The sequence below is a fragment of the Priestia sp. USM5 genome (assembly GCF_058323215.1).
Genome location: NZ_JBSGKN010000001.1, coordinates 3,287,890 through 3,313,217, shown reverse-complemented (window position 1 = coordinate 3,313,217; position 25,328 = coordinate 3,287,890). Strand labels below are relative to the sequence as shown.

The 25,328-nt window shown below is 38.0% G+C and carries 28 protein-coding genes and 1 pseudogene; 14 read left to right on the top strand and 15 right to left on the bottom strand.

Going from position 1 to position 25,328, the window contains the following annotated elements; genetic code table 11:
* Window positions 1-27 precede the first annotated feature (27 nt).
* From ACWATA_RS17745 to ACWATA_RS17735, 3 genes are all read right to left on the bottom strand, one after another.
* Window positions 28-714 carry an LrgB family protein gene (locus ACWATA_RS17745; protein WP_013056013.1) on the bottom strand — a complete coding sequence of 229 codons (687 nt, stop codon included), beginning with the start codon at window positions 712-714 and terminating at the stop codon, window positions 28-30.
* Window positions 711-1,079 (bottom strand): CidA/LrgA family holin-like protein, encoded by a 369-nt coding sequence (locus ACWATA_RS17740; RefSeq protein ID WP_014461029.1) that lies wholly within the window; start codon window positions 1,077-1,079, stop codon window positions 711-713. The genes ACWATA_RS17745 and ACWATA_RS17740 overlap by 4 nt, the downstream gene beginning before the upstream one ends.
* A 497-nt stretch (window positions 1,080-1,576) precedes the next feature.
* Window positions 1,577-2,452 carry a LysR family transcriptional regulator gene (locus tag ACWATA_RS17735; protein WP_033578395.1) on the bottom strand — a complete coding sequence of 292 codons (876 nt, stop codon included), beginning with the start codon at window positions 2,450-2,452 and terminating at the stop codon, window positions 1,577-1,579.
* A gap of 241 nt (window positions 2,453-2,693) precedes the next feature.
* On the opposite strand from ACWATA_RS17735, the gene ACWATA_RS17730 reads away from it, so the two are divergent.
* Window positions 2,694-3,470: a hypothetical protein gene (locus ACWATA_RS17730; protein ID WP_047751395.1), complete on the top strand. Its 777-nt coding sequence runs from the start codon at window positions 2,694-2,696 to the stop codon at window positions 3,468-3,470.
* Window positions 3,471-3,609: 139 nt separating this feature from the next.
* Here ACWATA_RS17730 and ACWATA_RS17725 read toward each other — a convergent pair.
* Window positions 3,610-4,277, bottom strand: a pseudogene (locus tag ACWATA_RS17725) (GNAT family N-acetyltransferase).
* A 140-nt stretch (window positions 4,278-4,417) separates the two neighbouring features.
* Between ACWATA_RS17725 and ACWATA_RS17720 the strand changes: the two are divergent.
* Window positions 4,418-5,203, top strand: coding sequence for an SDR family oxidoreductase (locus ACWATA_RS17720; protein ID WP_028414127.1), 786 nt, complete (start codon window positions 4,418-4,420; stop codon window positions 5,201-5,203).
* A 36-nt stretch (window positions 5,204-5,239) separates the two neighbouring features.
* Here ACWATA_RS17720 and ACWATA_RS17715 read toward each other — a convergent pair whose 3' ends face one another.
* The 5 genes from ACWATA_RS17715 to ACWATA_RS17695 form a co-directional block, all read right to left on the bottom strand.
* Entirely contained in the window at window positions 5,240-5,851 is a 612-nt protein-coding gene (locus ACWATA_RS17715; protein WP_014461024.1) for a nitroreductase family protein, read from the bottom strand.
* A 152-nt stretch (window positions 5,852-6,003) separates the two neighbouring features.
* A complete protein-coding gene (locus ACWATA_RS17710; protein ID WP_033578399.1) occupies window positions 6,004-7,167 on the bottom strand; it encodes an aminotransferase A in 1,164 nt (387 codons plus the stop codon).
* A gap of 96 nt (window positions 7,168-7,263) precedes the next feature.
* On the bottom strand, window positions 7,264-7,485 hold the full coding sequence (locus ACWATA_RS17705) for an IDEAL domain-containing protein (protein ID WP_028414125.1): 222 nt from the start codon (window positions 7,483-7,485) through the stop codon (window positions 7,264-7,266).
* A 203-nt stretch (window positions 7,486-7,688) separates the two neighbouring features.
* Entirely contained in the window at window positions 7,689-7,883 is a 195-nt protein-coding gene (locus ACWATA_RS17700) for a hypothetical protein (protein WP_013056022.1), read from the bottom strand.
* A 113-nt stretch (window positions 7,884-7,996) separates the two neighbouring features.
* A complete protein-coding gene (locus tag ACWATA_RS17695) occupies window positions 7,997-8,596 on the bottom strand; it encodes a TetR/AcrR family transcriptional regulator (RefSeq protein WP_013082269.1) in 600 nt (199 codons plus the stop codon).
* 297 nt (window positions 8,597-8,893) lie between these two features.
* Here ACWATA_RS17695 and ACWATA_RS17690 point away from each other — a divergent pair, with 297 nt between their 5' ends.
* On the top strand, window positions 8,894-9,799 hold the full coding sequence (locus tag ACWATA_RS17690; RefSeq protein WP_048020021.1) for a chemotaxis protein: 906 nt from the start codon (window positions 8,894-8,896) through the stop codon (window positions 9,797-9,799).
* 50 nt (window positions 9,800-9,849) lie between these two features.
* Here the strand turns inward: ACWATA_RS17690 and ACWATA_RS17685 are convergent, their stop codons facing one another.
* Both ACWATA_RS17685 and ACWATA_RS17680 read right to left on the bottom strand, forming a co-directional pair.
* Window positions 9,850-10,317: a YkyB family protein gene (locus tag ACWATA_RS17685; protein ID WP_013056025.1), complete on the bottom strand. Its 468-nt coding sequence runs from the start codon at window positions 10,315-10,317 to the stop codon at window positions 9,850-9,852.
* A gap of 254 nt (window positions 10,318-10,571) precedes the next feature.
* On the bottom strand, window positions 10,572-11,084 hold the full coding sequence (locus ACWATA_RS17680; protein ID WP_473050007.1) for a L,D-transpeptidase family protein: 513 nt from the start codon (window positions 11,082-11,084) through the stop codon (window positions 10,572-10,574).
* A 102-nt stretch (window positions 11,085-11,186) separates the two neighbouring features.
* Between ACWATA_RS17680 and ACWATA_RS17675 the strand changes: the two genes are divergently transcribed.
* Window positions 11,187-12,713: a Ppx/GppA phosphatase family protein gene (locus ACWATA_RS17675; protein ID WP_473050006.1), complete on the top strand. Its 1,527-nt coding sequence runs from the start codon at window positions 11,187-11,189 to the stop codon at window positions 12,711-12,713.
* Window positions 12,714-12,786: 73 nt separating this feature from the next.
* The gene (locus ACWATA_RS17670; protein ID WP_473050005.1) at window positions 12,787-14,910 is read left to right on the top strand and encodes an RNA degradosome polyphosphate kinase; all 2,124 of its coding nucleotides are present in this window, start codon (window positions 12,787-12,789) and stop codon (window positions 14,908-14,910) included.
* Window positions 14,911-14,949: 39 nt separating this feature from the next.
* On the opposite strand, the gene ACWATA_RS17665 is transcribed toward ACWATA_RS17670, so the two are convergent.
* Together ACWATA_RS17665 and ACWATA_RS17660 are read right to left on the bottom strand one after the other, a co-directional pair.
* A complete protein-coding gene (locus ACWATA_RS17665; protein ID WP_014461015.1) occupies window positions 14,950-15,288 on the bottom strand; it encodes a hypothetical protein in 339 nt (112 codons plus the stop codon).
* A gap of 146 nt (window positions 15,289-15,434) precedes the next feature.
* Entirely contained in the window at window positions 15,435-16,301 is an 867-nt protein-coding gene (locus tag ACWATA_RS17660) for a metallophosphoesterase (RefSeq protein WP_013082275.1), read from the bottom strand.
* Between the two features lie 171 nt (window positions 16,302-16,472).
* On the opposite strand from ACWATA_RS17660, the gene fadH reads away from it, so the two are divergent.
* The 3 genes from fadH (at window position 16,473) to ACWATA_RS17645 (ending at window position 19,193) form a co-directional block, all read left to right on the top strand.
* On the top strand, window positions 16,473-17,237 hold the full coding sequence (fadH, locus tag ACWATA_RS17655; RefSeq protein WP_310884266.1) for a 2,4-dienoyl-CoA reductase: 765 nt from the start codon (window positions 16,473-16,475) through the stop codon (window positions 17,235-17,237).
* A gap of 105 nt (window positions 17,238-17,342) precedes the next feature.
* The gene (locus ACWATA_RS17650) at window positions 17,343-18,554 is read left to right on the top strand and encodes an EAL domain-containing protein (protein WP_013056032.1); all 1,212 of its coding nucleotides are present in this window, start codon (window positions 17,343-17,345) and stop codon (window positions 18,552-18,554) included.
* 156 nt (window positions 18,555-18,710) lie between these two features.
* Complete coding sequence (locus ACWATA_RS17645) at window positions 18,711-19,193, top strand: DUF3993 domain-containing protein (RefSeq protein ID WP_033578404.1); 483 nt, start codon at window positions 18,711-18,713, stop codon at window positions 19,191-19,193.
* Window positions 19,194-19,222: 29 nt separating this feature from the next.
* Here ACWATA_RS17645 and ACWATA_RS17640 read toward each other — a convergent pair whose 3' ends face one another.
* A complete protein-coding gene (locus ACWATA_RS17640; protein WP_013056034.1) occupies window positions 19,223-19,459 on the bottom strand; it encodes a glutaredoxin domain-containing protein in 237 nt (78 codons plus the stop codon).
* Between the two features lie 280 nt (window positions 19,460-19,739).
* Here ACWATA_RS17640 and ACWATA_RS17635 point away from each other — a divergent pair, with 280 nt between their 5' ends.
* The 6 genes from ACWATA_RS17635 to ACWATA_RS17610 all read left to right on the top strand — a co-directional run bounded on the left by ACWATA_RS17635 (window position 19,740) and on the right by ACWATA_RS17610 (window position 24,216).
* Window positions 19,740-19,976: a YkuJ family protein gene (locus ACWATA_RS17635; protein WP_013056035.1), complete on the top strand. Its 237-nt coding sequence runs from the start codon at window positions 19,740-19,742 to the stop codon at window positions 19,974-19,976.
* A 382-nt stretch (window positions 19,977-20,358) separates the two neighbouring features.
* Complete coding sequence (gene cbpB, locus ACWATA_RS17630) at window positions 20,359-20,814, top strand: cyclic-di-AMP-binding protein CbpB (protein ID WP_013056036.1); 456 nt, start codon at window positions 20,359-20,361, stop codon at window positions 20,812-20,814.
* Between the two features lie 99 nt (window positions 20,815-20,913).
* Window positions 20,914-21,792, top strand: a complete 879-nt coding sequence (gene ccpC, locus ACWATA_RS17625) for a transcriptional regulator CcpC (protein ID WP_013056037.1) — start codon at window positions 20,914-20,916, stop codon at window positions 21,790-21,792.
* Window positions 21,793-21,922: 130 nt separating this feature from the next.
* A complete protein-coding gene (gene dapD / locus ACWATA_RS17620) occupies window positions 21,923-22,642 on the top strand; it encodes a 2,3,4,5-tetrahydropyridine-2,6-dicarboxylate N-acetyltransferase (protein ID WP_013082280.1) in 720 nt (239 codons plus the stop codon).
* 144 nt (window positions 22,643-22,786) lie between these two features.
* Entirely contained in the window at window positions 22,787-23,914 is a 1,128-nt protein-coding gene (locus ACWATA_RS17615; RefSeq protein WP_028414117.1) for an N-acetyldiaminopimelate deacetylase, read from the top strand.
* 56 nt (window positions 23,915-23,970) lie between these two features.
* On the top strand, window positions 23,971-24,216 hold the full coding sequence (locus ACWATA_RS17610) for a YkuS family protein (protein WP_013056040.1): 246 nt from the start codon (window positions 23,971-23,973) through the stop codon (window positions 24,214-24,216).
* Window positions 24,217-24,250: 34 nt separating this feature from the next.
* Here ACWATA_RS17610 and ACWATA_RS17605 read toward each other — a convergent pair whose 3' ends face one another.
* Complete coding sequence (locus ACWATA_RS17605; RefSeq protein ID WP_014461007.1) at window positions 24,251-25,114, bottom strand: mechanosensitive ion channel family protein; 864 nt, start codon at window positions 25,112-25,114, stop codon at window positions 24,251-24,253.
* Window positions 25,115-25,328: the final 214 nt, after the last annotated feature.

Sequence of the window (25,328 nt, the reverse complement as noted above, 5' to 3'; positions counted from 1 at the left end):
CATATATGATCACACCTTTTTTATCTTTTAAGCGAAAATAGTAGGCAGAAGCATATTCGCAAACAGCATTGTAAGAAGTGCTGCTACGATCATGCCAAGGCTAGAAAAAGTACCTTCAATTTTTCCAAATTCAAAAGCTCTTGCTGTACCTGTCCCATGAGAAGCTACGCCTAAAAGAAGACCTCTTGCTAGAGAAGAGTGCAGTGCGAGGAGCTTAATGAGTTTTGGAGCGACCATACATCCCACTACACCGGTTATAATCACAAACATAATGGTAATATTCGGATCTCCTCCTAGCGTCTGAGATACATTAACAGCAATAGGAATCGTCACCGATCTTGGAATCAAGCTATGAACCAGCGTTGATTGTAAATGAAACACTAATGCTAACAGCATGGAAGAAATCATGGCAGCAAACGTTCCGAGCCCTACGCTTAAGCTGATTTCAACACGATGTTTTTTGAGTAAATCAAAGTATTTAAACATAGGAACAGCAAAAGCAACGGTTGCTGGTCCAAGCATAAAGCTAATAGCACTGGCGCCTTGCTTATAATGATCATAAGAGCCATTCGTTACTAATAAGATGCCAATTAAAAGAATGGGGGCTAGTAAAATAGGGGAAACTAGCATAGACTTATATTTTTTATAGAGCACTTTTGTGCCGACATAAACGAGCAGTGTAAGCGGAAGAGCAATCCATGTGAGTAATGTCATTTTAGCGAACCTTCCTTTCTTCTTGAAATATGTTCTGCAATGATTCCCGTTACAGACATCACAATAATCGTACTGATTGTGATAATAATCACAATCTGGATTCCAAAATGCATCAATACATCTCCATAATTGATGAGTCCAACGACGGCTGGTATGAAAAATAATAATAGTTCTCCCACTAACAGTGTTCCACCTTGTTCAACCCAGCTTAATTTAATTACTTTAAAGTACAGTAAGAAAAACAGTAAGAAAAATCCGATGATACTACCTGGCACTGGGAGGTCAAACCACTGTGAAATACTTTCTCCTATTAAAAACAGAGCCGTTAGTAATAAAATCTGTAAAATCACCATAATCAGTTTCATGATTAGCCTCCTTTATTTATGTTTTTATTCATTCATTCCTAGTTTGTTGAGACAATAATGGAGTCGTCTATGCTGAAAAGACGACTCCATCATGGGAAAAGAGAAACTATTTGGATTTTGCAAATGGGGATACAACTTAAGTAAATGAATGCTACACACTTATCTTACAAAAAAACGACTATAATATGAAATATATAATAACTATGATAACTATTCTTTTTAGTTATAGTCGCAAGAAATCTCTTTACAAATGCGTTGGTAACCTTTTCAAAAAAGCGTTTGTGAAATATAAGGTGTAATTATTTAATAAAAGGCAATCAAAAAAAGAAATTGTGACATGCCTACATCCATTCAATCTAAAGACGAACCAATGGGATAAATGATTTAGTATGAATGACTTGTTACACCGCCATGAAAAAAATCCGAACGAGTTTGATTCTTGATGGAGAATCAGGCTCGTTCGGATTTTTAATTAAACTACTTTTGTCTTAGCTTTGTTAAACTGTACTTTTAATATAATCAATAAAAGCCTGCGTAGCATAAGAGATATATCGATCTTTTTTAACAATTAAAGCAATTTCCCATGGAATAGCATTCTCGAGATTAATTACTTTCATATGCTCCAAATCAAGCTTTTCACATAGTGAATAAGGGAAAAGAGCAATGCCGAGATTAGCAGCTACCAGCTCTCCAATGAAGTCCCACTGAGAGCTTTTAAAAGCAATATTAGGCGTAAATCCATTTTTTAAACATTCGTTATAGACCATTTCATGCATGGTGAAGTCTTCATGAAAGGAAATAAGCGTTTCGTCTTTTAACTCTTTTAATGAAATCGTAGAATGCTGAGCCAACGGATGAGATTTATGCACAACAAGCTGCAGCGTTTCTCGAGCTAAAGGAGTCGTAAAGAACATATTTTCATCAACTGGAAGTAAAACTACCCCCACGTCCACTTCTCCTTGTTCCACAAACTTTTGCATTCTTTTAGCGCCATATTCCACTAATTGAATATCAATCTCAGGGTATTGCTCTCGAAATGCTTTAATAATAGTAGGAAAAAACAATGTACCAATAATAGGGGGAATGCCTATTTTGATGGTTCCTCTTTTTAAATGCATTAAATCATAGAGGGAATCCGATAAATCTCGGAGAGAAGATAAAATGCTTTCAGCTTGCTCGTACACAATTATTCCTGCATCGGTAAGCTGCACTTGTTTGCCAGCGCGATCAAACAAAGGTGTGCCGAGCTCTTCTTCTAATGATTTAACCATTTTACTGAGAGAAGGTTGAGAAATATGCAGCGCTTCAGAAGCTCTTGTGAAATTTTTATGTTTAGCCACTTCTGTTAAGTAATGCAAATGGCGAACATCCATTTTGTATACCTCCGTGTTCATACATGCTAATTAATAAGATACACACATTCTACCACATTCACGATCAGCTCTATACCTTTCTGTCCTATCCAATAAAATGATCAGTAGAAGGGGGAGTGAATACAAAAGAAATTGCCAACAATATATATTTACACATTGTTTATTTTAGAAGTATAATATATAAATCAGTAGAACGGTTACATATCGATCACAGAATCAATCAATAAGGTGGTTAGAACGGTTGAGTAAAGCAGATGAAATAAGAGATATCGTTTATATTAATGGCCATGTAAATAAAAAATGCTTTATTACATATGGAATTGAATTTAAAGAGTTTTATCATTCCCTTCCTACGCCGCTTGCAAATATATTATTGTTAAAGCACGGTTTTGAAGACAGTGATTACCATTACCAAACCCATATGGACTATGTAGAAGAAGAACAAATTCATCTTTTAGCAGAGGATGATGTTTATGATTATGGCGATTTTTGTTGGATTGATTTTGAGGATATATCTTCGTTGGATTTGTTAGAACCTCAAGATATTGCAGCGCTGCTGTATTTAGGTCATTTAAAAAAACCGCTCAATTCGCCATTTAATAATAAACTCGGTAACCAATTTGTTTATTTAGCTCACGATGATGGATTTTATAACAAAATCTATTTTCGAGACGTGTATGATATGAAGCACATTTTAAGTCGAATCATTCCGTTAAAAATGTCAGCAATTAAGCAAAAAAGATTTGTATTTAGAAGGAAGAAGTTAGAATATCCGATTTTGCCGCTCGTGTTAGCAAATACGCTTCTTACTTTAACGAATGACGGTTTGTTTATTGATTTTGAACATATGGTTCAATCCCGTAAAGATATTAAAATTCCTTTGTATACAATCGGTGATTTTGACGATATGAATGAAATGTATAATGATCGGTTTGAGCACAAAGAGATGAGTAAATTGCAGGCGCATCTTGTTCTGACTCATAAAGAACTGGAGTGGAGCATTGAAGAAGTTCAATAATCTAAAAAGAAGTTGAGACATAACGCAATGAATCCAATCAACTGCTAGAAGGAACGAGACAGATAAAACTATATTCACCATCACAAAAAAACGAACCACTAATCAAACATGTTGATTAATGGTTCGTTTTTCACTTGGGCTAAAATGCTTTTGTCCCAGCCTCTTTTTGAATAGACGTATAAAATGGATTTTTCCATTCCATTAGTACGGCGTAGTTGTGTGAATCTTTATCTTCAATATAGTTTGCTGCGAGGCCAATAGGCGTTCTGCCACAACGCATCAAAAAGGTCATAACGGGGTCGTAGAGAGTTCCGGCTGATACAAGGAAGACACTGGTGCGTATCCAGGGATGCGGCACCCGCCGAGCAGCCTTTCTAACTTGTAATGAATCACCACTTCATATAAAGACTGCAAAAGCAGCTTCCCAAGCCCCATTGATCGATGCGAAGGAGTGACGCACACGTCCACTACATAAAGCGTATTACCAGAAGGGTCGTGCGTATGAATATATCCGCTTCCTGTTACTTCATCCCATGTGTGAGCCGCATTTCCTTCCACTGAAACAATCGCGCTTGTGATAGATCCGCATATTGTCCCGTCTATCTCCACGCATAGCGCTCCATCCGGAAAAAGGGAAACATGGTTATTTAACTGATCTTTACTCCATAATAATTCAGAAGGGAAAGGAGGGGGAAAACTTTCTTCTTGAATCCGAATCAACTCATCAAAATCATTCGATGTATATGATCGTACCGTACATATTACAGGCTTATTTTGATGAAAGACAAAGCATTGCTTTTTATACACTGCTTTTTTGCCTCCTTTAAGAAATAATTTTCAGATAATTATACCATATGGAAAAAAGAAATTATTTCATATTTATTGAAGAATTTGACGAGAACGTGATAAAGTTAAAAAGATTCGAACTATTAGATGAGGTGAAAGAAATGGATGTTGAATTAAAAGGAAAAACAGCGCTTGTATTTGCAGCCAGCCAAGGGCTTGGCAAAGCGATTGCTGCTAGACTCGCAGAAGAAGGCGCAAACGTTATGATTGCAAGTCGTTCAGAAGAGAAACTAGCCCAAGTAGCAGAAGAGATTTCATACCTTGGAAGCGGACAAGTGTTACATAAAACGGCAGACGTTACAAAAACAGAGGACATTCAAGATGTTATTCAATATACAGTAGATACGTTTGGAACTATTGATATTTTAATTAATAATACAGGAGGTCCTAAAGCTGGGAATTTCCTTTCGTTAACAGATGATGATTGGAAGCAGGCATTTGAGTTAAATCTCCTCAGCTATATTCGTATTATTCGTGAGGTAGTGCCCTTTATGAAAAAGAGCGGAGGACGTATTGTCAATATTGCTTCTTCTTCCATTAAAGAGCCAATTGCTGGACTTATTCTGTCAAATACCTTCCGTACAGGAATCGTGGGACTTACGAAAACACTTGCTTCAGAACTAGCAGAGGACGGTATCTTAATTAACACAGTTGCGCCAGGAAGAATTGCAACAGACCGAGTGAAAGAGCTAGATACCATTCGTGCTGAAAAAATGGGAGTAGACGTTTTAGAAGTTGAAGAAGAGATGAGAAACCAAATTCCTCTTAAGCGCTACGGTCAGCCTGAAGAGTTTGCTAAAGCCGTTGCTTTCTTTGTCTCGGGAGCGAATTCATATATGACAGGCCAGTCGTTTCTAATCGACGGAGGCATGGTGAAATCCATTTAGTTACATAGAAAAACCCTGCAGCTGCAGGGTTTTTTGTTAAATCCAAGTTGTAACTTGATCTAATGGTAAACGATCGCTAGCATGTGCTTCTTTAGCTGCTTTTCCAACTGAAATAAGCATAACTGGAATGTATCGATCCTCAATTTTAAACTCTTCTACAAATTTTTGTGCGTTAAATCCGCCCATTGAACATGTGTCATATCCTTTTGCTTTTGCTGCAAGCATGAATGTCATAGATGCAAGCGAAGCATTTGTAAACGCGGCATCGCGGGCGAAAGCACCGTTTTTATAAGCGCCGTTAATTTGTCCTGACAAAATGTTTTTTACGTCTTCTGTCATGTGACCTGCTTCGACTAGTGGGTTGTACACGTCATCTACATTTTTATTGGCTTCTAAATCACCTAACACAGCTACTACAGCGCCTGCTTCTGTAATTTGTTTTTGGTTGTAAGCAATTGGAAGTAGACGTTCTTTCGCATCTTGGTCTGTAATAACAACGAAATGCCAGTGCTGTAAGTTCCAAGCTGATGGTGACTTCACTGTTGCTTCTAAAAGTTCCGTTAATTCTTCTTTGCTTAATTTAGCTGAAGAGTCATATTCTCGAATCGATGTACGTTCATTTACCACATCAAAAAAATCTTTTGTCATAATAAAAACCTCCGTTAAAAGTATGTATTTCTTTAGTGAATCGATGCACATTTTATAATGATACACTATTGAAGTCAATTTATATGCTTCTAGTATACCCGCTCTTATGTGCTATCACTCACAAAAAAATGCATACACTTCTTACCATCGGTTTAACGTGATTGACGAGATGTAAGATAAGCTTCAATTCGATCACAGGCTTCACGCAGCGTGTTCATGGAATACGCATACGACAGGCGTACATATCCTTCACCGTGGGAAGAAAAAGCGCTGCCGGGTACTAGTGCAACACCCGCTTCTTTGACTAACTCCAGGGCAAAATCAAATGAATTACTGTGGAAGTTCTGGATAGAAGGGAAGATATAAAAAGCACCAGTCGGCTTTTCTACGTCAAATCCCATGTTTACTAGTCGGTCATACACATAATTCAGTCTTTGTTCGTATTCTTTTTTCATATCCACCGCATCGTTTTTACCTGCTGTCAGTGCCTCGAGTGCAGCTGCTTGAGAGACAGAAGAAGCACAGCTCACGTTGTATTGATGAACTTTTAAAATATGTTTGGCTAAATAAGAAGGAGCAAATAAAAGACCAATTCGCCAGCCCGTCATGGAGTGAGACTTTGATACTCCGTTAATAACAATTGTTTTCTCTCTCATAGATGAAATGGAGGCAATGGACTGATGTTTTTTATCAAAAACGAGCTCGCTGTATATCTCATCAGATAGTACAAAAATATTTTTATCGCTTAAAAGAGCGGAAATTTCTTCTAATTCTTGCTGTGACAACGTCACGCCTGTAGGATTAGACGGATAAGGTAAGATGACGCATCTTGTTTTAGAGGTCAAATGTTGTTCGATTAAATCCGCAGTTAGTCGAAATCCTGTTTCGGTTGTATCAATATGTACAGGTTTAGCGCCGTTTAACCGGATAAGCGGTTCGTATCCTGGATAAACAGGTCCAGGCAAAATAACTTCGGAATCTTCTTCTAAAATGGTGCGAAGAGCAATATCAATTGCTTGACTAGCTCCAATGGTCACAATCACTTCATCTGCTGGGTTATAGTGCAAGTCATATTTTTCTTTGACAAATTGAGCTGCTGCCTCGCGCAGTTCGATTGTTCCAGCATTGTGGGTATAAGAAGTTTGGTTACCATCAATTGCAGATTTTGCCGCTTCTTTTACATGCTGTGGTGTTAAGAAGTCAGGTTGTCCAATTGTGAGGGATAAAACATCTTGGTATTGTGAGACCATATTATAAAATGTACGTATTCCTGATAGTTCAATTTCTTTGACACGTTTATTGATTAAGTGCTCCATGGTTTCAAATCCTTCCGCGTATTTTCAACTCATTTTATCACAATGAAAATAGGTAAAAAACCACTATTTGCGCATTTTGCAAATAGTGGTTTTAAGTTAGGTGTTATATAGCTTATTATAAGCAGTTGTTAGTTCATAAAATTGTTCTTCATCTCTGTTATCTAACGCATCGTCGATAAGAGATTTCAAATGCTGTTTATTAAAGTTTGTACTCATAGCCGTTAAAATACGATCAGCTTCTTTTGCGTAATAGTGTTGGTAAGGTGTGTACTGAGATGAGTGAGGATAGTGATTCATATTTTTTCGATAAGAACTCATAACATAAACCTCCTTTTTTAAAATAAAACGCAGCTTCTATTACTTGAAATGTACCCTTTCTATATAGTTGTTAACCCTGTTTTTAACTGCGAATGTGCTAAGGTATGTGTTAGGAAATCAGAGGTTCCTTGCTTCACGTTCAATTCTAGATTCAAAAAAATAAGTGCATAAAAAGACCTGCATATATATGCAGGTCTTGTATATTAGTCAGTGTGTATTTGGCCTTCACGCCAATAAACGGGGGAAACGTAGCCAAAATCAACTTCATGATCGTCCAATGTGACAACGCAGTGATCAGAGCCTTCTTGTTCTTTAATATCTTGATATACAGCTTCTTCTACGTTTTCAATAATGGTCATTTCATTATCGTCATTAAAAAGAATGACGGAGCCTTTCATATTACGAACACCTTCTTTTAAGATTATTCATTCACTTTGTGTAGTATAAACCGTTTTGGCTGTAGAGTCCACAGCTATCTTCGATTTCTTGTTAAAAATTTGTGAACAGGCTTTTAGGAATGAATAAGAAACCCTCTAAATAGAAGAGTAACCGACTTGTCTATTCTTTCTTGAAGGGTAGCAGAGTCGGGTTGGTTAGTACACCAGTAGAGAAGGGTGCCAAAAAAATTAAGTATAGCAATAGAAGCCATTTCTTCGGCAGGGATATCGACTATAAGTTCACCTCGGTCTTGTCCTGTTTGAAAAACTTTTGTAAAATGAGCGCGCATTTTTTCAATTTGAAGAATTTCAGATTGTTGAAAGGAACTGTTGGTAATAGCAATATGAAACCAAGAACGGATTAGGTGAGGGTTCGCTTCTTCGTTTGATTGTGCTAGTAATAAAAACAGTTGTTTGACAATGGCAGCAGTTGATTCTTCGGTTTGAAGGAGCTGTTCTAATTTATAGGAGATACGGTTTGTGAAATTAATTCCAAGGTAGTGAAGAACTTCTTCTTTTGTTTTGAAGTAATTAAAAAATGTTCCCTTTGCTACACCCGCTTCATGCGTAATTTGAGACACAGTCGTTTTTTGATATCCCTGCTGTTGGAATAAAGAGATAGCTGCTTTTTGGATGCGTTTTTTTGTTTCTTCTTTTTGTAATCCTCTGTTCATAAATTACACCTCATTTGAATAGGAGTGGTCGTTTGACTCAAGTTCATAAGCTAGTATAGAGAAGTAAAGTAGAGCAAGTAAAAAACTGAGCAGAGGATAAGACGAAAGGGATCAACGCTCATGTTTTTATATAGTATATAATATTCTGTTAATTCGTAAAACAATATTTTATGTATATGTTTTAGGGAAAAAGGATAATAAAATAAGAAAATTTTTCTTTACGGATATAAGAGGCGGTCACTATAATAGGAAATATGGACTATTAGATAAGCGGGTGAGATGAGAGGAGTAAGTGATATGAATCAAGATAAAGGAATACTGTTAGAAAGTGGTACAAACGAACTGGAAATTGTCGAATTTGAGATAGGAAATGTTTTATTTGGCATCAATGTAGTAAAAGTTAGAGAGATTATTAATCCTGTATCTATTACACCTGTTCCAAATGCGCATTCTTACATAGAAGGTATTATAGAGCTAAGAGGAGAAGTTCTTCCTGTCGTTGACATAGCAAAAGCGTTAAAAATGGAACCTTCAAATACGCCGGAAAAAGATAAGTTAATCGTCACAGAGTTCAATCAGCAAAAAATAGTCTTTCACACACACGCAGTAACGCAAATTCACCGTATTTCTTGGAAAGAAATTGAGAAGCCTTCAGATTTGTATCAAGGTTTGGAAACGCAGATTACTGGAGTGGTAAAATTAAACGGGCAAATGCTTCTGCTGTTAGACTTCGAAAAGTTGATTTCTGATGTGAACCCTGATGCGGGTATTAATCAGTCGAAAATAAAAAAGCTAGGGGCTAGAGAACGTTCTAATAAAAAGATTGTCGTGGCTGAAGACTCGCCGCTGCTGCGCCGAATGATTGAAGATACTCTTGCACAAGCAGGTTATGAGAACACGGAATTTTTCGAGAACGGTGAGGAAGCATGGAACTATCTAAGCTCGGTGATCGATGAAGGAGTGGAAATCAGTGATCAAGTCCAGCTGCTTATTACAGATATAGAAATGCCGCAAATGGATGGACATCATTTAACTAAAAAAGTGAAAGAAAATCCTCAGCTTTCTATCCTTCCAGTTATTATTTTCTCTTCTCTTATCACAGAAGATTTACGTCACAAGGGAAAAATGGTAGGAGCGGAAGGACAAGTAAGTAAGCCTGAAATCGGAGAGCTTGTTGAGTTGATTGATCTCTATATTTTGTAGGAAGACAAAAAAGTGCCTGAAAGCAGATTGCTCCACTTCAGGCACTTTTTTTAAAAATAACTTTTACCCAGCGGTTTAAACACAGGTGCTTGCCGTTTTCTTGGAGTCGAAACAGGGCTTTTAGCCGGCTGTACGAGATGACCCGTATATTTAGATAATAAGCGCTTCGCATAAGATAATGACATAGTCGTTTTGGGATTTCGATACTGATGGTTTAAATGGCCGAGGTGTGATAACTCTTTGAAGTCTTCTTTCTTTGGAGGCATATGGAAAAAGTAGTCTCCAACTGATACAAGTACATCTGATTTTTGTTGACTTTTACCAGGGTTTGGCGAAAAGTGAAGTCCTTCTTTTTTTGCTTTTCCTTCTAAAATTAGTTGATCTAATGCAATTTTCTTTAACGTATATAACTGCTTAGGATCAGGAGCAGCTTTTGCGTGACGATTTACAGTGAAAATAGCTTGTGCAATCTCAGATACAGACGGGGTCAAAGAGCCTTGTCCATTTGCTTGAGACATACGTTCACTCCCTTTCTATCATATCAGCTGTTCAACCTATAAGGTGAAAGCTGATACGTTCATTATAGCGTGTCTTGTCCCATTTGAAAATAATTACACGAAGAAGTATTTTGGTAATTAATGAAATTTCCTATGTATAGGGTTTGTTTTGTTACGCTTCCTTATACAAGTAAAGTGGAACAGCACGCCATACTTTCTATTTAAAAAAAATGCTGCTCGCACAGTTACACAATCATTAATTAGTAAATCCTGAACTATTGAGCCATTCGTCGAGAAGGGCGAATATAAACACCAGTACCATTTGGCACAATTTGAGCTAGCTCATTTACTTGGGCATTATACATGCGAATGCATCCTTTGGATACGGCTTTTCCAATAGAACTTGGATTATCTGTTCCGTGAATGCCATATGACTTTTTAGACAAGCTTAGCCACATTGTACCAAAAGGCCCCCCGGGGTTTGGTTCCCGGTTAACGATAACAAAGTCTCCAGTAGGGGTTGCGCTCAGCATTTTTCCTGCTGCAATGGGATAGACTTTTTGTATGATATTATTTCTTCGTAACTCAAGCTGTTTTTCAGCAATAAACACGTGGATCGTGTAAGGAATGAGCTCTTTATCGGGGAGGTTTGGAATGATGATTACTTGCCCAGGCTTCAGCGCATGATGGCTTACAAAAGGATTAGCCATCCACAGGTCTTCAACCGGAATCCGGTAGTCACCTGAAACGCTTTGCCAGGTTTCACCGCGCTTTACTATATATCTCATTAACTTCGCTCCTTTGATATATGACTATGCTGTAACAGTATACGATTGAAAAAAGTAAAAGTGACTTTTTAAAGTTATTTTGAAAAAGGTGTTGAAATTACATTGACTTATAAGCATGGACTGATTGATATAGGTTCAAATACGATACGCCTTGTTATTTATGAATACAAAAAAGGCAGAGGGTTTAAGCAAATTGAAAACGTGAAAGTAGCTGCACGGATTCGAAATTATTTAGATAAAGAAGGAGTGTTAACGGCTAAAGGAATACATACCTTGCTTGATACGCTTAAAACGTTTGGAGTTATTACCAAGCATTATCAGCTGCTGCGCGTTACCTGTGTGGCCACAGCTACCATCCGTCAAGCGACTAATGCAAAAGAAGTTCTAGCCCTTGTAAAAAAAGAAACGGGCTTTTCTATTCAACTATTGTCTGAATATGAAGAAGCGTATTACGGCTTTGTTGCAGTTATTCATTCCACTTCGATCGAAGAAGCCATTACAATTGACATTGGCGGGGGAAGTACGGAAGTTACGTATTTTCGCAATCGAGAGTTAGTGCAGTACCACAGCTTTCCATTCGGTGCCTTATCTCTACGTCTGCAGTTCGTCAAAGGCAATATTCCCACTGCAGAAGAAAAAGCGAAAATCCGGGATTTCGTGATCCGGCATTTCCATGCTGTCCCTTGGCTTTTAAATCGTCATGTGCCGATTGTAGCAATTGGAGGAAGTGCAAGAAGTATGGTGCAACTGCATCAAGGTTTTATCCACTATCCTCTCGCGGGGCTGCATCAATATGAAATGAATTTAGCTGATATATTGCATGTGAAATCTGCTATAGGCTCATTGTCTTATCACAATCTTCAAAAGCTAGACCGCTTGTCAAACGATCGTGCAGATACAATTTTGCTAGCGATTGAAGTATTTCAATCAGTATATGAAACAGTGAACGCGACTCGCTTCATCCTAAGCCGCAAAGGCTTGAGAGAAGGGCTGTTATTTAAAGAAGCATCTGATGCTAATATCCAGCCAATGTACCCCGATGTCATACAGCAAAGTTTTCAAGAAATAATGGAAGAGTTTGAAGTAAGTAAAGATTACGTCAAACAGCTTACGCGCACAGCTAGTATGATGTTTCAGCATCTTAGGGAGCAGGGACCGGTTGAGTTAAAAGAGGATGACTTAGCGCTTCTTATAAAAGCTGCGCAAGTGTATGATATAGGAAAGTATATTGATGCAGAATCAAGCAGCCAGCATACGTTTTATGTGCTTGCTAATCGTACAATAGATGGAATTTCACATAGAGAACGTTTAAAGCTGGCACTTGTTTCTTCATATAAAGGGAAGTCTTCTTTTAGGCAATATGTTTCTCCTTTTAAAAAGTGGTTAACAAAAGACGAACAAAAAAAAGTTCAGCTGCTCGGTGCACTTTTAAAAATAGCTGATGGCTTACATGCAACAAAGCGAAATGTTGTTCAACATATTGATGTGAAAAGCGATGAAAACACAGTGACGATTAAACTATTATGTACAAAAACCTTTCTTCCTGAACAATATCAGGCTGAAAAACAGAAAAAGCATCTAGAAAAAGTAGTAAAAAAAAATATTGTTCTTGAATTTACTAAGCTTTAGAATAACGCTGGATCGGTTAGAATATTCAGTATAGCTAACTAGATTAAATTCATTATCCTGGAAGGTGAGGCTAATGTTAGAAAGTAATCGCACTTATAAGCAAACCATACAAGTGGCTGATTCAGCTTATTACAATAATCGTGAATTGAGCTGGCTGGCCTTTAACAAGCGGGTGCTGGAAGAAGCTGTAGATACGAAAAACCCTTTGCTTGAGCGATTTAAATTTCTAGGGATTTTCAGTTCGAATCTGGATGAGTTTTTTATGATTCGGGTAGCGGGGTTAAAAGATCAGGTGAAGGCTGGATTTAACAAACCCGAAAACAAAGCAGGCTTAACTCCTACACAGCAGTTATTCTCTATCTCCAAACAAAACCACGAGCTTGTCAAGCAGCGGTATAATACGTATATTCACACACTTCTTCCCGAATTACAGAAATACGGTGTGGAAATCATTTCGGTTGAAAAGCTGGAGAAATCAAATCTAGATAAGCTTGAACAGTATTTTGACGAGCAAATCTTTCCCGTATTAACTCCTATGGCTATTGATACATACCGGCCGTTTCCTATGTTGATGAATAAAAGCTTGAACTTAGCAGTTGTCCTTTCAGAAAAGTTAAATGATGAGCAGCAAATTGCCGAGATAAAAGGAAGACTAGCCATCGTTCAAGTACCTTCGATGCTAACGCGCTATATTGAAATAGCTACGTCAGATTCTACCCGTCTATTTGTATTGCTAGAGGATGTGATTGCCTATTTTATTAAAAAGTTGTTTAAGGGATACTGCGTTTCTTCCGTTTCTCAATTTCGAATTACCCGCAACGCAGATATGACTATTCACGAAGAAGACGCTCAAGATTTATTAAAAGAGATTGAAGAAGAGTTGCAGAAGCGAAAATGGGGAGCGGCTGTTCGGCTTGAGATTAAGAGTCCATACGATCAGGGTGTACTAGCGTATTTAAAGTCAGTCCTTGAAATTGACGATGAAGATGTGTATGAGATCAAAGAACAGTTGGATTTAACCAGTTTGTTTTCGTTTTATAGATTACTTAAATCTACCCATGAAGAGCTCGCTGAAAAAGCCTTTATTCCTAAGATTACAACACAGTTACACCCGGATCAAAATGTTTTCGATCAAATGATTCAAAGAGACATTTTGCTTCACCATCCTTATGAATCGTTTAAGCCGGTGCTTGACTTTGTTAACTGTGCAGCAGACGATGAAAATGTGCTTGCTATTAAGCAAACGTTATATAGGGTAAGTGGAGATTCTCCCGTTATTAAAGCATTAAAACGAGCGGCTGCAAAAGGTAAACAAGTGACGGTACTAGTTGAACTAAAAGCAAGGTTTGATGAAGAGAATAATGTGCAATGGGCTAAAGAGTTAGAGCGGGCAGGATGCCACGTGATATATGGAATGACGCATTTAAAAACGCATGGTAAAATTACGCTCGTGGTGAGAAGAGAAGGAGAGCATATTAAGCGATTTGTTCATCTTGGTACTGGGAATTACAACGATGCGACGGCAAAGATCTATACGGATATAAGTCTTTTTACTGTCAACCAAAACATCGGGATAGATGCGGCCAATTTTTTTAATTACTTAAGTGGCTATACGCAAAAACCAGTATATCATCATTTATCCGTTGCACCATTTGATATAAGAAACGATTTTTTGCATCTCATTGATCAGGAAATACAGTATCACAGACGGTATGGCAATGGAAGAATCATTGGGAAAATGAACTCATTGACGGATAAAATTTTAATTATGAAGCTATATGAAGCTTCTATAGCGGGTGTGACAATCGAACTCATTGTTAGAGGAGCGTGCTGCTTGCGCCCTCAAATTCAAGGCGTTAGCGAGAATATAAGAGTAAGAAGCATTGTGGGACGATTTTTAGAACATAGCCGAATTTATTATTTTCATCATAATAAACAGGAAAAGTTTTTCTTTTCATCTGCAGATATGATGACAAGAAATATGGTGAAACGAGTAGAAATTTTATTTCCTGTCTTGGATACACATTTGAAAAAAAAAGTGTGGAAGTGGCTTGAAGTTATGCTTGCTGATAATGTAAAAGCACGAGAACAAGATCAAGAAGGGAATTATCATTACGTCATAAAAAAAGAACATGAGCTCTCTATCAATAGTCAAGAGATCTTTTGTCAATATGCTCTTTGCGACGATCAAGAATAATACAAAAAAAGCCGAGTGCTCGGCTTTTTAGTCATGTTATTATCTAGGAATGGGACCACCAGGACCGTATCCAGGTCCGTAGTATGTGTTATAAACAGGAGCACCGCCTCCATAACCGGCACCAGGGTAGCCTCCTCCAGAAAATCCAACGCCTCCAAAGCCGGCACCAGGGTAGCCTCCTCCAGGAAATCCACCGCCGTAAAACGGAACGGGATAAGGATAAGGTGGTGGACAGCACCCAGGTCTGCCTCCAAAGCCGCCAACAGCTAGTCCGCCAAGCAGCCCACCAGCTAAGCCAGCAACAAAAGGAAATCCAAAAAAGCGCTCGTCACCATTTGGAATATTACGATATCCTGTATAGGGATATTGATAGTACATAATTTAACCTCCTTGTCAGTTGTCTTTGTAGTGTATGGCTGAACGGAAGTTTTTGAGCCTGGTTTATTTCTTTAAGACTAGAATTAGGCGGTCATGATCAGCTAAAAAAAGACAAAAAAACATAAAAACGCCCTGTAAGGGCGTTTTTATGTTGATTGCAAGGTGAAAAGCGTAATTTCAGGCGTAGCTAAAAAACGAAAAGGAATGCGCGTGGTTCCTAAGCCTCTATTCACATAAAGCTTCATTTTAGAATCTCCAACTTCGTACATTCCTTCAGGGTAAACCGTCCCAAAGGGCGGTGTAATCAAAGGACCGTAAAAAGGAATTTGAATTTGGCCTCCATGACTGTGGCCGGAGAGCTGAAGATCCACTGGAAAAGGAGCTGCTTTGACAGCAACGTCAGGTTCATGAATCATAGCAATAGAAAAGATATCCGGCTGTAATTGTCCTAGCGTTCCCTCATATTGTGGATTCCCAAGCATAATATCATCGAGTCCACAAATATGAATGTAGCTTTTATCGGGCATGGAAACCGTGTCAACTTCATTTACTAGAAGTCTAAATCCTGCGTCTTCAATGGCTTGTTTGTAGATATTTGTTCCATACCCTCCATGATCATGGTTTCCATATATTGCGTATTTTCCAAGAGGAGCCTGAAGCCTCTGTAAAATCGGGGGAATTCTTTCTGGATGCGGGTATTCATTAGGTACATCCATTAAATCTCCAGTAAATAATATAATAGTAGGCTTCAAATTATTTATGGTTACCATAAGCTGTTCAAGTTGTAATAAATCATAAGAGAGTCCAAGGTGAATATCACTAAATTGTAAAATTTTTATTCCGTTAAAGCTTTTCGGAATGTTTTTAGAAGTAATTGTATGACGAACAATTTGCAGACGTCTAGGCTCAATATATTTGGCATATGTATACCCAAAAGACGTGGTGAGCAAAGACCCTAACGAAATAGACGCTAGTCCTTTCAAAAAAGATCGTCTTGTATACGTCTTTTTCATGCAAAATCAACCTATTCCTTATAGTTTTCAAGTTTTCATTATAGCATTGTTTTTTTTATCATCACAACGAGAAGTCTGCTTTTAAGTTAAATAGATAAAAGTTTCACTTTATTCAGAAAAAATAGTAAAATAATAGTTGTAAAACACTTATGTTTTGGGGAGGAAGATAAATTGAAGAACAAGGTCGTAATTGTTACTGGCGGTTCAAGTGGAATGGGAAAACATATGGCGAAGCGATTTGCAGAACAAGGTGCTCATGTGGTAATCACAGGTAGGTCAGCCGATCGATTACAAGAGACAGAAAAGGAAATTAAAACGTTTGATGGACAGGTACTTTCCGTGGTGATGGATGTACGCAATCCAGAAGATGTGGAACGAATGGTTCAAGAAACAGACAAGGCATTTGGACAAATTGATTTTTTAGTTAATAATGCTGCAGGGAATTTTATATGTGCAGCTGAAGACTTATCCGTTAACGGATGGAACAGCGTAATTAATATTGTATTAAATGGTACATTTTATTGCAGTTCCGCAGTAGGGAAATATTGGATCGATAAAGGTACAAAAGGAGCCATTACAAACATTGTGGCTACATATGCGTGGAACGCAGGAGCAGGTGTTATTCATTCAGCTTGTGCCAAGTCAGGAGTTTTAACCATGACGCGCACGCTCGCAGTAGAGTGGGGAAAGAAATACGGTATACGGGTGAATGCGATTGCGCCGGGGCCGATCGAGCGAACAGGAGGAGCCGATAAGTTATTTGAGTCAGAAAAAATGAAAGCGTGTACATTGAATTCTGTACCATTAGGACGCCTTGGAACTCCTGAGGAAATAGCAGGATTAGCTAGTTTCTTATTCTCCGATGAAGCATCTTATATCAATGGGGAATGCATCACAATGGACGGGGGACAGTGGCTAAATCAGCATCCTTTTTAAGGTTGGATACGCACTAAAAAGTACAAAGCAAACCTAGAAGGACTAGCAAAATTATGCTATTCGTATTATACTAACGTAAAGTGAACAAGGAGAGGGGAGAGTTGAGTGGACCCGTTAGATGTATTAACAAACATAGAGAAAACTCTTCCGTATTATCAAGCAATTTTTAGTGCAGATGGACACAGAGTAATTGGCTATGAAGTGTTGGCGAGGTTTCAAAATGAAGGGGAAATTGAAAGTCTCGGCCCATTCTTTCATGATGATGCGATTCCGGATGAATATCGCATAGAAGTTGATTATGCTGTTTTAACACAAGCGCTCGAGCATATGTTGACCCAGGAAGAACAATTTTTAATTTTTATTAATCAGAACCCTAATTTATTAATGAACGATCATGGAGAATCCTTGCTAGAATTATTGCAACTTTTCGAAAATAAAGGATTATCGCTTGATCGAATTGTTCTCGAAATTACAGAACACAATTTTAGTGGAGATTTGGAATCGCTTCAACACTTACTAAAGTATTATCAAACATATGGTATTAAGATTGCAATTGATAATATAGGAAAAGAAAGTAGTAATCTAGACAGAATTGGGTTGCTGTCACCAGATATCTTAAAAGTAGATTTACATATTCTAAGACAAACGGACATGGCGCAGTCGTATCAAGACGTATTGTATTCTTTATCTCTTTTAGCAAGAAAAATGGGTGCTACGCTTCTATATGAAGATATAGAAGCCTCCTATCAGCTGCAGTATGCATGGAGAAACGGAGGCAGATATTTTCAAGGTTATTATTTACATAAGCCGGCTGCTGAACTTGTCGATCCGAACATCTTAAAGGATAAACTAAAGGAACGTTTCGAAATGTATATCGCTCATGAAAAGAAAAAGCTGCTTGCTGTTTACCAGCTGACGGAACGCTTTCAAGATAAAATGCAGCAGGTAATGACAAAGTGCAGAAAGCTAGAAACGTATGACGATATGCTGCCTGTTATTGCAGAAGAACTATCCAACGTGTGTTTTCGCCTTTACATCTGCGATGAAAATGGATTTCAAAAGTCTTCTAACTATGTAAAGAAAAACGAGGATTGGATTCTTGAGCCTGAATATGTAAAGAAAAATTGGAGCTGGCGCCCATATTTTCTTGAGAATATTATTCGAATGAGCTATGAAAAAAAAGGCATATTATCAGATTTGTATAATGATATTGAAACAGGTGAGAATATCCGGACTTTTTCGTATCCGATTGATAATATGCACTATATATTCCTTGATATTTCATATTCTTTTTTATATGAAAGAGACGTTTTGTAGAGAATATATAAGTTGAAGTTAAACCGGCAATCAGCAAAAGTGGTTGCCGGTTTTTTATGTTTTTTTAGAGGGGAACGACAGTCGGTTATAGAGATATGCATAGGCAGGGGAAATTTCGGAATTCTAATAAAAAAGAAGCGAAGGAGCTGAGTTAATTTGAAGAAAATATGCTTACTTGTCTTTTTGATGATGATCTTGTACTCAGGAAAATCTGTTCATGCAGAAGTGTCAGGAGAGATTAGGCATGAAATCTTTATAAATTTGCAGGACGCTTATCAGGCTCAGCTAAGAGCTGCGTCTGCCCATGCTAATCAAGATGCTGCTCGTGAGCTGAAATTATTTTTAGATGATGAGTATGCATCCGTATTTTTTAATGAGGCTCTCCTACAAAAAGCTCAAGGATATGTCGGAGAGGGACCTGAATATTTAACACACTACATCCCTTTCTTTTCTTTCGATGAACAGACGAAGGTAGCTCTTCATTCCGACCAAAACAAAGCTTATGTCTATCAATTTTTTCCGGCTGTGCATAATGAACGAGTAAAATACCAAGATCATTATGAAATGATCACTTTAGTAAAAAAACAGGGGAAATGGAAGGTGCAAAAGCTTATATATAGTAAGAAACACTCAAAATAGCCGAGAAAAGCTTATTTTGAGTGTTTCTGTTACCCAATGTTCAGAAGCTTCTCAAGCGCTTGAAGGTCAAACCCTCTGATAATTTCCTGATCAACACGAATAGTCGGAGTGGAATAAGACTCTAACTCAGTAGTCATTCGTTTTCGAGCAGAAGCATCTTTAGATACGTCAAATTCTTTATAGGAAACGTGGTGATGCTGTAAAAACTGTTTAACAATTTCGCAAGGTGGGCAAGCTGGTTGTGTGTACAGCTCTATAGATCTCAATGAAAGCACCTCCCTATATCAAAATGAATGGTGTTAAAGTAGAATGAAGTTTTGGATGATACATAGTATATCGCTATGTTATTATAATAAAAAACGACATATATCGCTATAATAAGGCATTTTCTTATGAAAAATCACGTAAAGTACTTGTGTTTTTTTAGTATGTGGCATATAGTGAAATGGTGTCTTTTAAGTATTAGTTTAGATAAAGTACTTATTTGAATTGATATTGTAGAAAAGTCGAATGCGTAATGATGTAATAGGTGAAAGGAGAGATTATATGTCACAATTACAAGGTATTTTAACTCGTCTTGTGAATCTCCGTGAGCAAGCAAGTGGAAGTGAAGCGCCACAACGCTTCTTCGAAGTAGAGGGAAAAAGAATTTGCAGCGTGAAATATCATGCAAAAACTGAAACATACGAACTTGAAGTATATCAAGATGGTGAAAAGCCAGCTGTTTATCAATTTGATAACGTTGATATGATTGCAATTGAAATTTTTGAACTTATTCATTAAGGGATAAAGCAAAACGAATGCCGCAAAGGATTTTATACTTTGCGGCATTTTTTTGTTACTGCGTATGGAGTTTTTGCGGTGGCTTCTGTCCTATTTTCCCGAGAAATACCGACAAAGTGATAGCGGATTTTCTGATAAATGGAAGGAAAGGGTCGAATGCTGTAAAAAAAGCAAAATAAAAAATTCAGATAATTATGAACTTTCGTTGACACTTGTTTTAAAAAAATCTAGACTTAACATATAAGGGAGAACATCGAGTGTGTCTGCTTCTATTCCCTCTTAAAGGTTCGCATTTACGTAAGCAAGCTATTTTCATTTTGTAGCTTGTTCTTTTTCTCTTTACACACGTGGAAGTTATGAGAAATGGAAGGAGAATGTATAAATGATTGATATTGATCACAATCAGTTAAATCAAATTGAACTTCGAGATTTGCTTGTCACTTCTGATAAAGTTGCTCATGTTCAAGTGGGAAATAATTTAGAACATGCTTTACTTGTGTTAACAAAGACTGGCTATACGTCCATTCCCGTATTAAATCCAAGGTTTCAGCTGCAGGGGTTCGTGAGCATGACGCTTATTTTAGATTCGATTTTAGGGTTAAAGCGCATTGAATTTGAACGATTAGAAACCATGAAAGTAGAAGAAGTTATGAATCAAAATGTTCCTCGTGTCTCCATGAAAAAATCCGTATTAAAAGTCATAAATGCCATGATTAACCATCCTTTTTTGTGCGTAGAGAATGAAGATGGTATTTTTGAAGGGATTTTAACGCGAAGAAATTTGTTAAAGTCATTAAGAAGGCAGTCCATCATTCTCCCGAAAGAGTCATTTCAATAATTTTTTTAAGAAATCGTGTTTCAGCCTATCTTTCTCCGTTTTTTTCTTATATGATAAAGGTAAAATGAAAGTAAAAAGAGGCTTGAAAGGAATAACTGAATGCAATTAATAGAATGTCGAATGCTCGTTGTATTAGCTCAAGAATTAAATATGAGAAAAGCTGCAGAGAGATTATTTGTATCGCAACCAGCTTTATCACAGAGGCTGCAAACCATTGAAAAAGCATGGGATACACAAATCTTCATTCGTTCGCAAAAAGGACTGTCATTAACGCCTGCTGGAGAAAAGATTGTTCAATTTGCAAAAGAAGTAGTAGAAAAAGAAGATCGGGTTCGCGAGGACTTGCATCATTTAGATAATGAAGTATATGGTACACTCAAATTAGCGGTGGCTTCGATTATTGGACAGCACTGGCTGCCGGCGGTGTTAAAACGCTATATGGATCGTTACCCACATGCTAAAATCTCTCTTGTAACCGGCTGGAGCAGTGAAATGCTTCGCTACCTGTACGAAGATGAGGTACATATTGGAATCATACGCGGAAATCCGGATTGGAAAGGCGTCAAAGAACATTTGTTTACAGATCCTCTTTACCTAGTTGATTCAGAAATTGAAAGGGCAGCGGAAGTAGTAAATACTCATCGACCATTTATTCAATTTAAAAGTGACTCAACGTATTATCAAGAAATTTTAGAATGGTGGCATCGAGAGTTTCATACTACACCGAAGCGTACGATTGTAGTGGATCAGATTGAGACGTGTAAACAAATGGCTTTAAATGGTCTTGGTTTCGCTATTTTACCATCGATTGCTATCAAAGAAGCTGGAAGCCATATTCATCGGACGCCGCTTCTAAAAGCAAATGGCGAGCCAATTACACGAGACACTTCTTTAGTTGGATATGAATCAGCGTTTAAACTGAAGCAAGTTCGAGCATTTGTTGATATTGTACGTGAATACGTAAGAGAAACGGTCTAAAGCGAGCTCAGGTGCTCGCTTTTTTTTATTTGCAATCGTTATCTTTTTATTAAAACGATAATGATGCTTGTCATTGTGAAAGCATTTTGTTACATTAAATGAGACATTGCTTACTTAGGAGGAATACATAATGAAAATGATGGATGCTAATGAGATTATCTCATTTATTCAAAACAGTACAAAATCAACACCGGTAAAAGTTTACGTAAAAGGTGAAGTAGAAGGAATTGACTTTGGTTCATCTTCTAAAACATTTGTAACGGGCAACACAGGTGTAGTATTTGGTGAATGGAAAGAAATCAAAGCTGCTATTGAAGCAAACGAAGGAAAAATTGAAGACTACGTAATTGAAAACGATCGCCGCAACTCTGCGATTCCTTTATTAGATATGAAAGGAATTAAAGCCCGTATTGAGCCAGGCGCTATTATTCGCGATCAAGTTGAAATCGGCGACAACGCTGTTATTATGATGGGTGCATCGATTAACATCGGTTCTGTAATCGGTGAAGGAACAATGATCGACATGAACGTAGTACTTGGTGGTCGTGCAACAGTAGGTAAAAATTGTCATATCGGCGCAGGTTCTGTATTAGCTGGTGTTATTGAGCCACCTTCTGCAAAACCAGTTGTAGTAGAAGATGATGTAGTAATCGGTGCTAATGCTGTTGTTCTTGAAGGGGTAACAGTAGGTAAAGGTGCCGTAGTTGCTGCAGGTGCAATTGTGGTCGAAGATGTAGCTCCTTACACAGTAGTAGCAGGTACGCCAGCACGCGTTATTAAAGAAATTGACGAAAAAACAAAGTCTAAAACAGAAATCAAGCAAGAATTGCGTCAATTAAACGAAGAATAAGAAAAACGATCAGTTTGCGCTTTTTCTTTGCTGAATTAATAGGTTTTAGCGATTGGGATACTGAATCCTTAAACGTATCATATGGACAAGTTGGAAGCGTGGGCAACCACGCTTTCTTCTTTATTTCGTGAGGAGGACATACACATGGCTGAAAATAAATTTGTGAAAATAAGAAGAGAGCTACATAAAATTCCTGAATTAGGGTTTCAAGAGGTGAAAACACAGCGTTTTTTGCTTGATTATATTAACACTCTTCCGCAAGAGCGCTTAGAAGTAAAGACGTGGAAAACGGGACTCTTTGTTAAAGTACATGGTACAAACCCAACTAAAACAATAGGCTACCGAGCAGATATTGACGGTCTTCCTATCACGGAAGAAACGAATTATTCTTTTCAATCACAGCATGAAGGACTCATGCATGCCTGCGGACATGATATGCATATGGCCATTGGGCTAGGCGTACTGACTTACTTTGCTCAGCATGAAATCAAAGATAACGTACTGTTCATCTTTCAGCCTGCAGAAGAAGGTCCAGGAGGAGCACAGCCAATGCTCCAAAGCGATATCATGAAAGAATGGCTTCCAGATTTCATCTTTGCCCTTCACGTAGCTCCTGAATATCCGGTTGGGTCGATTGCGCTGAAGGAAGGGTTACTATTTGCTAACACGTCTGAGCTATTTATTGATTTAAAAGGAAAAGGCGGTCATGCTGCTTATCCACATACAACAAATGATATGGTAGTCGCTGCATGTCAGCTCGTTTCACAGCTTCAAACGATTGTTGCTCGCAACGTTGATCCGCTAGACAGCGCTGTAATTACAGTAGGAAAAATTCAAGGGGGGACGGTTCAAAATATTATTGCGGAGCGAGCTCGCATAGAAGGAACCATTCGCACGCTATCTCCTGAATCAATGAAGCGTGTTAAAGAACGAATTGAAGCGATTGTTAAAGGAGTAGAAGTAGGGTATCAGTGTGAAACAGCCATTGATTATGGATGTATGTATCATCAAGTATATAATCACCATGAAGTCACGCGAGAGTTTATGGAATTTGCCAAAGCGCAAACCGACGTGGATGTCATTGAGTGCAAAGAAGCAATGACAGGAGAAGATTTTGGCTATATGCTAAAAGATATTCCTGGATTTATGTTTTGGCTTGGCGTTCAGTCTGAATATGGGCTTCATCATGCAAAGCTGCAGCCTCATGAAGGCGCAATAGATACGGCGATTTCACTTATTACAAAATATTTTGAACATAAAGGCAATCAATAAATCGTATAATCATTTTTCCTTATGGCTAAATTAATACCATGAGGAGGTGGGCAACGATGGCACGAATTGGTGTAGAATACGGTTTAACAGATGTACAGGCTGCACTTCAGCAGCTCGGACATGAAGTGGTACAATTACGCAACGAAAGTGATGCACAAGGGTGCGATTGCTGTGTTGTAACAGGACAGGATTCAAACGTAATGGGGATTTCTGATGCAGTAACGCAAGGCTCAGTTATTACAGCTAGCGGATTAACGGCAGAAGAAATTTGTCAGCAAGTAGGCAACAAGGTACAAGGATAAAAGAAAGCCGAAGGAATAAATCCTTCGGCTATTTTTATGCATGCTGAGGCTGCTTGGCATCTTCAGGCTGCTTTTTATCAATATTTACTTGATGAGGGAACGGAATATCAATACCGTTTGCGTCAAATGCTTCTTTAAACTCTTTGCGAAGCTGACGTTCAACCCCCCACTGCTCACCGTTTTTAGCTTTGCCAACTACACGAAGCACAACGTCCGATGCGCCTAGACCTTGAACTCCTATCACGCTTGGTCCTTCTACAATGTTTTCATTTGTTGCAGCAACGCGCTCACATACTTTTTCTAGTACGGAAATTGCTTTGTCAATATCATCATCATACGAAATGCCAATATCAATCAACGCGCGCATATTGCCTCGGGAATGATTGCTTAAGCTTGTAATTTCACGGTTAGGCACATAGTGTAAAGTTCCATCAAATCCGCGAATTTGAGTAGTACGCAGACCTACTGATTCGACAATTCCTGAAAAACTTCCGGTTGTCACATAGTCGTCAACATCCAGCTGTTTTTCAAGAAGTAAAAAGAAACCTGTTACAACGTCGCTAACTAGTCCTTGAGCACCGAACCCGATTGCTAGACCCACAACTCCGGCACCGGCTAATAGAGCTGTCGCATGGATATTTACTGCTTCAAGCAGCATGACGACAAAAATAAAAATAAGTACATATGAAAACACATTAACGGTTAAACTTTTGAGTGTGAGCATGCGTCCGCGCGTAGTATTTTCGCGCTCGCTCATTTTTTCAAAGGAACGCTCAATAACTTTTTTACCAATTGCTCGTACAAGTAAAAATACAATGGTAATGGCAATAAGTTTTAACACAATAACTCCAGCATTGGTAAGAAGCTGTTCCCAGTTGATGTCTTGCATCTTAAACATTCGTTGTTCATCCTTCCTATGTTCTGTTTCAATATTAATAAGTGGGAATTTATTCTGTGGAAAAGATTTTGTAAGAGTATGAGCACATTTGTTTATTCCCGATATTAGACATGCTAAACTGAGAAGGTAAATAAATGCAACCCTTTTATAGCATTTTTTTGCTGAAGTCAGGGTTTAATTTGCCCTAAAGGCGGGCATAACAACTATGTTACCA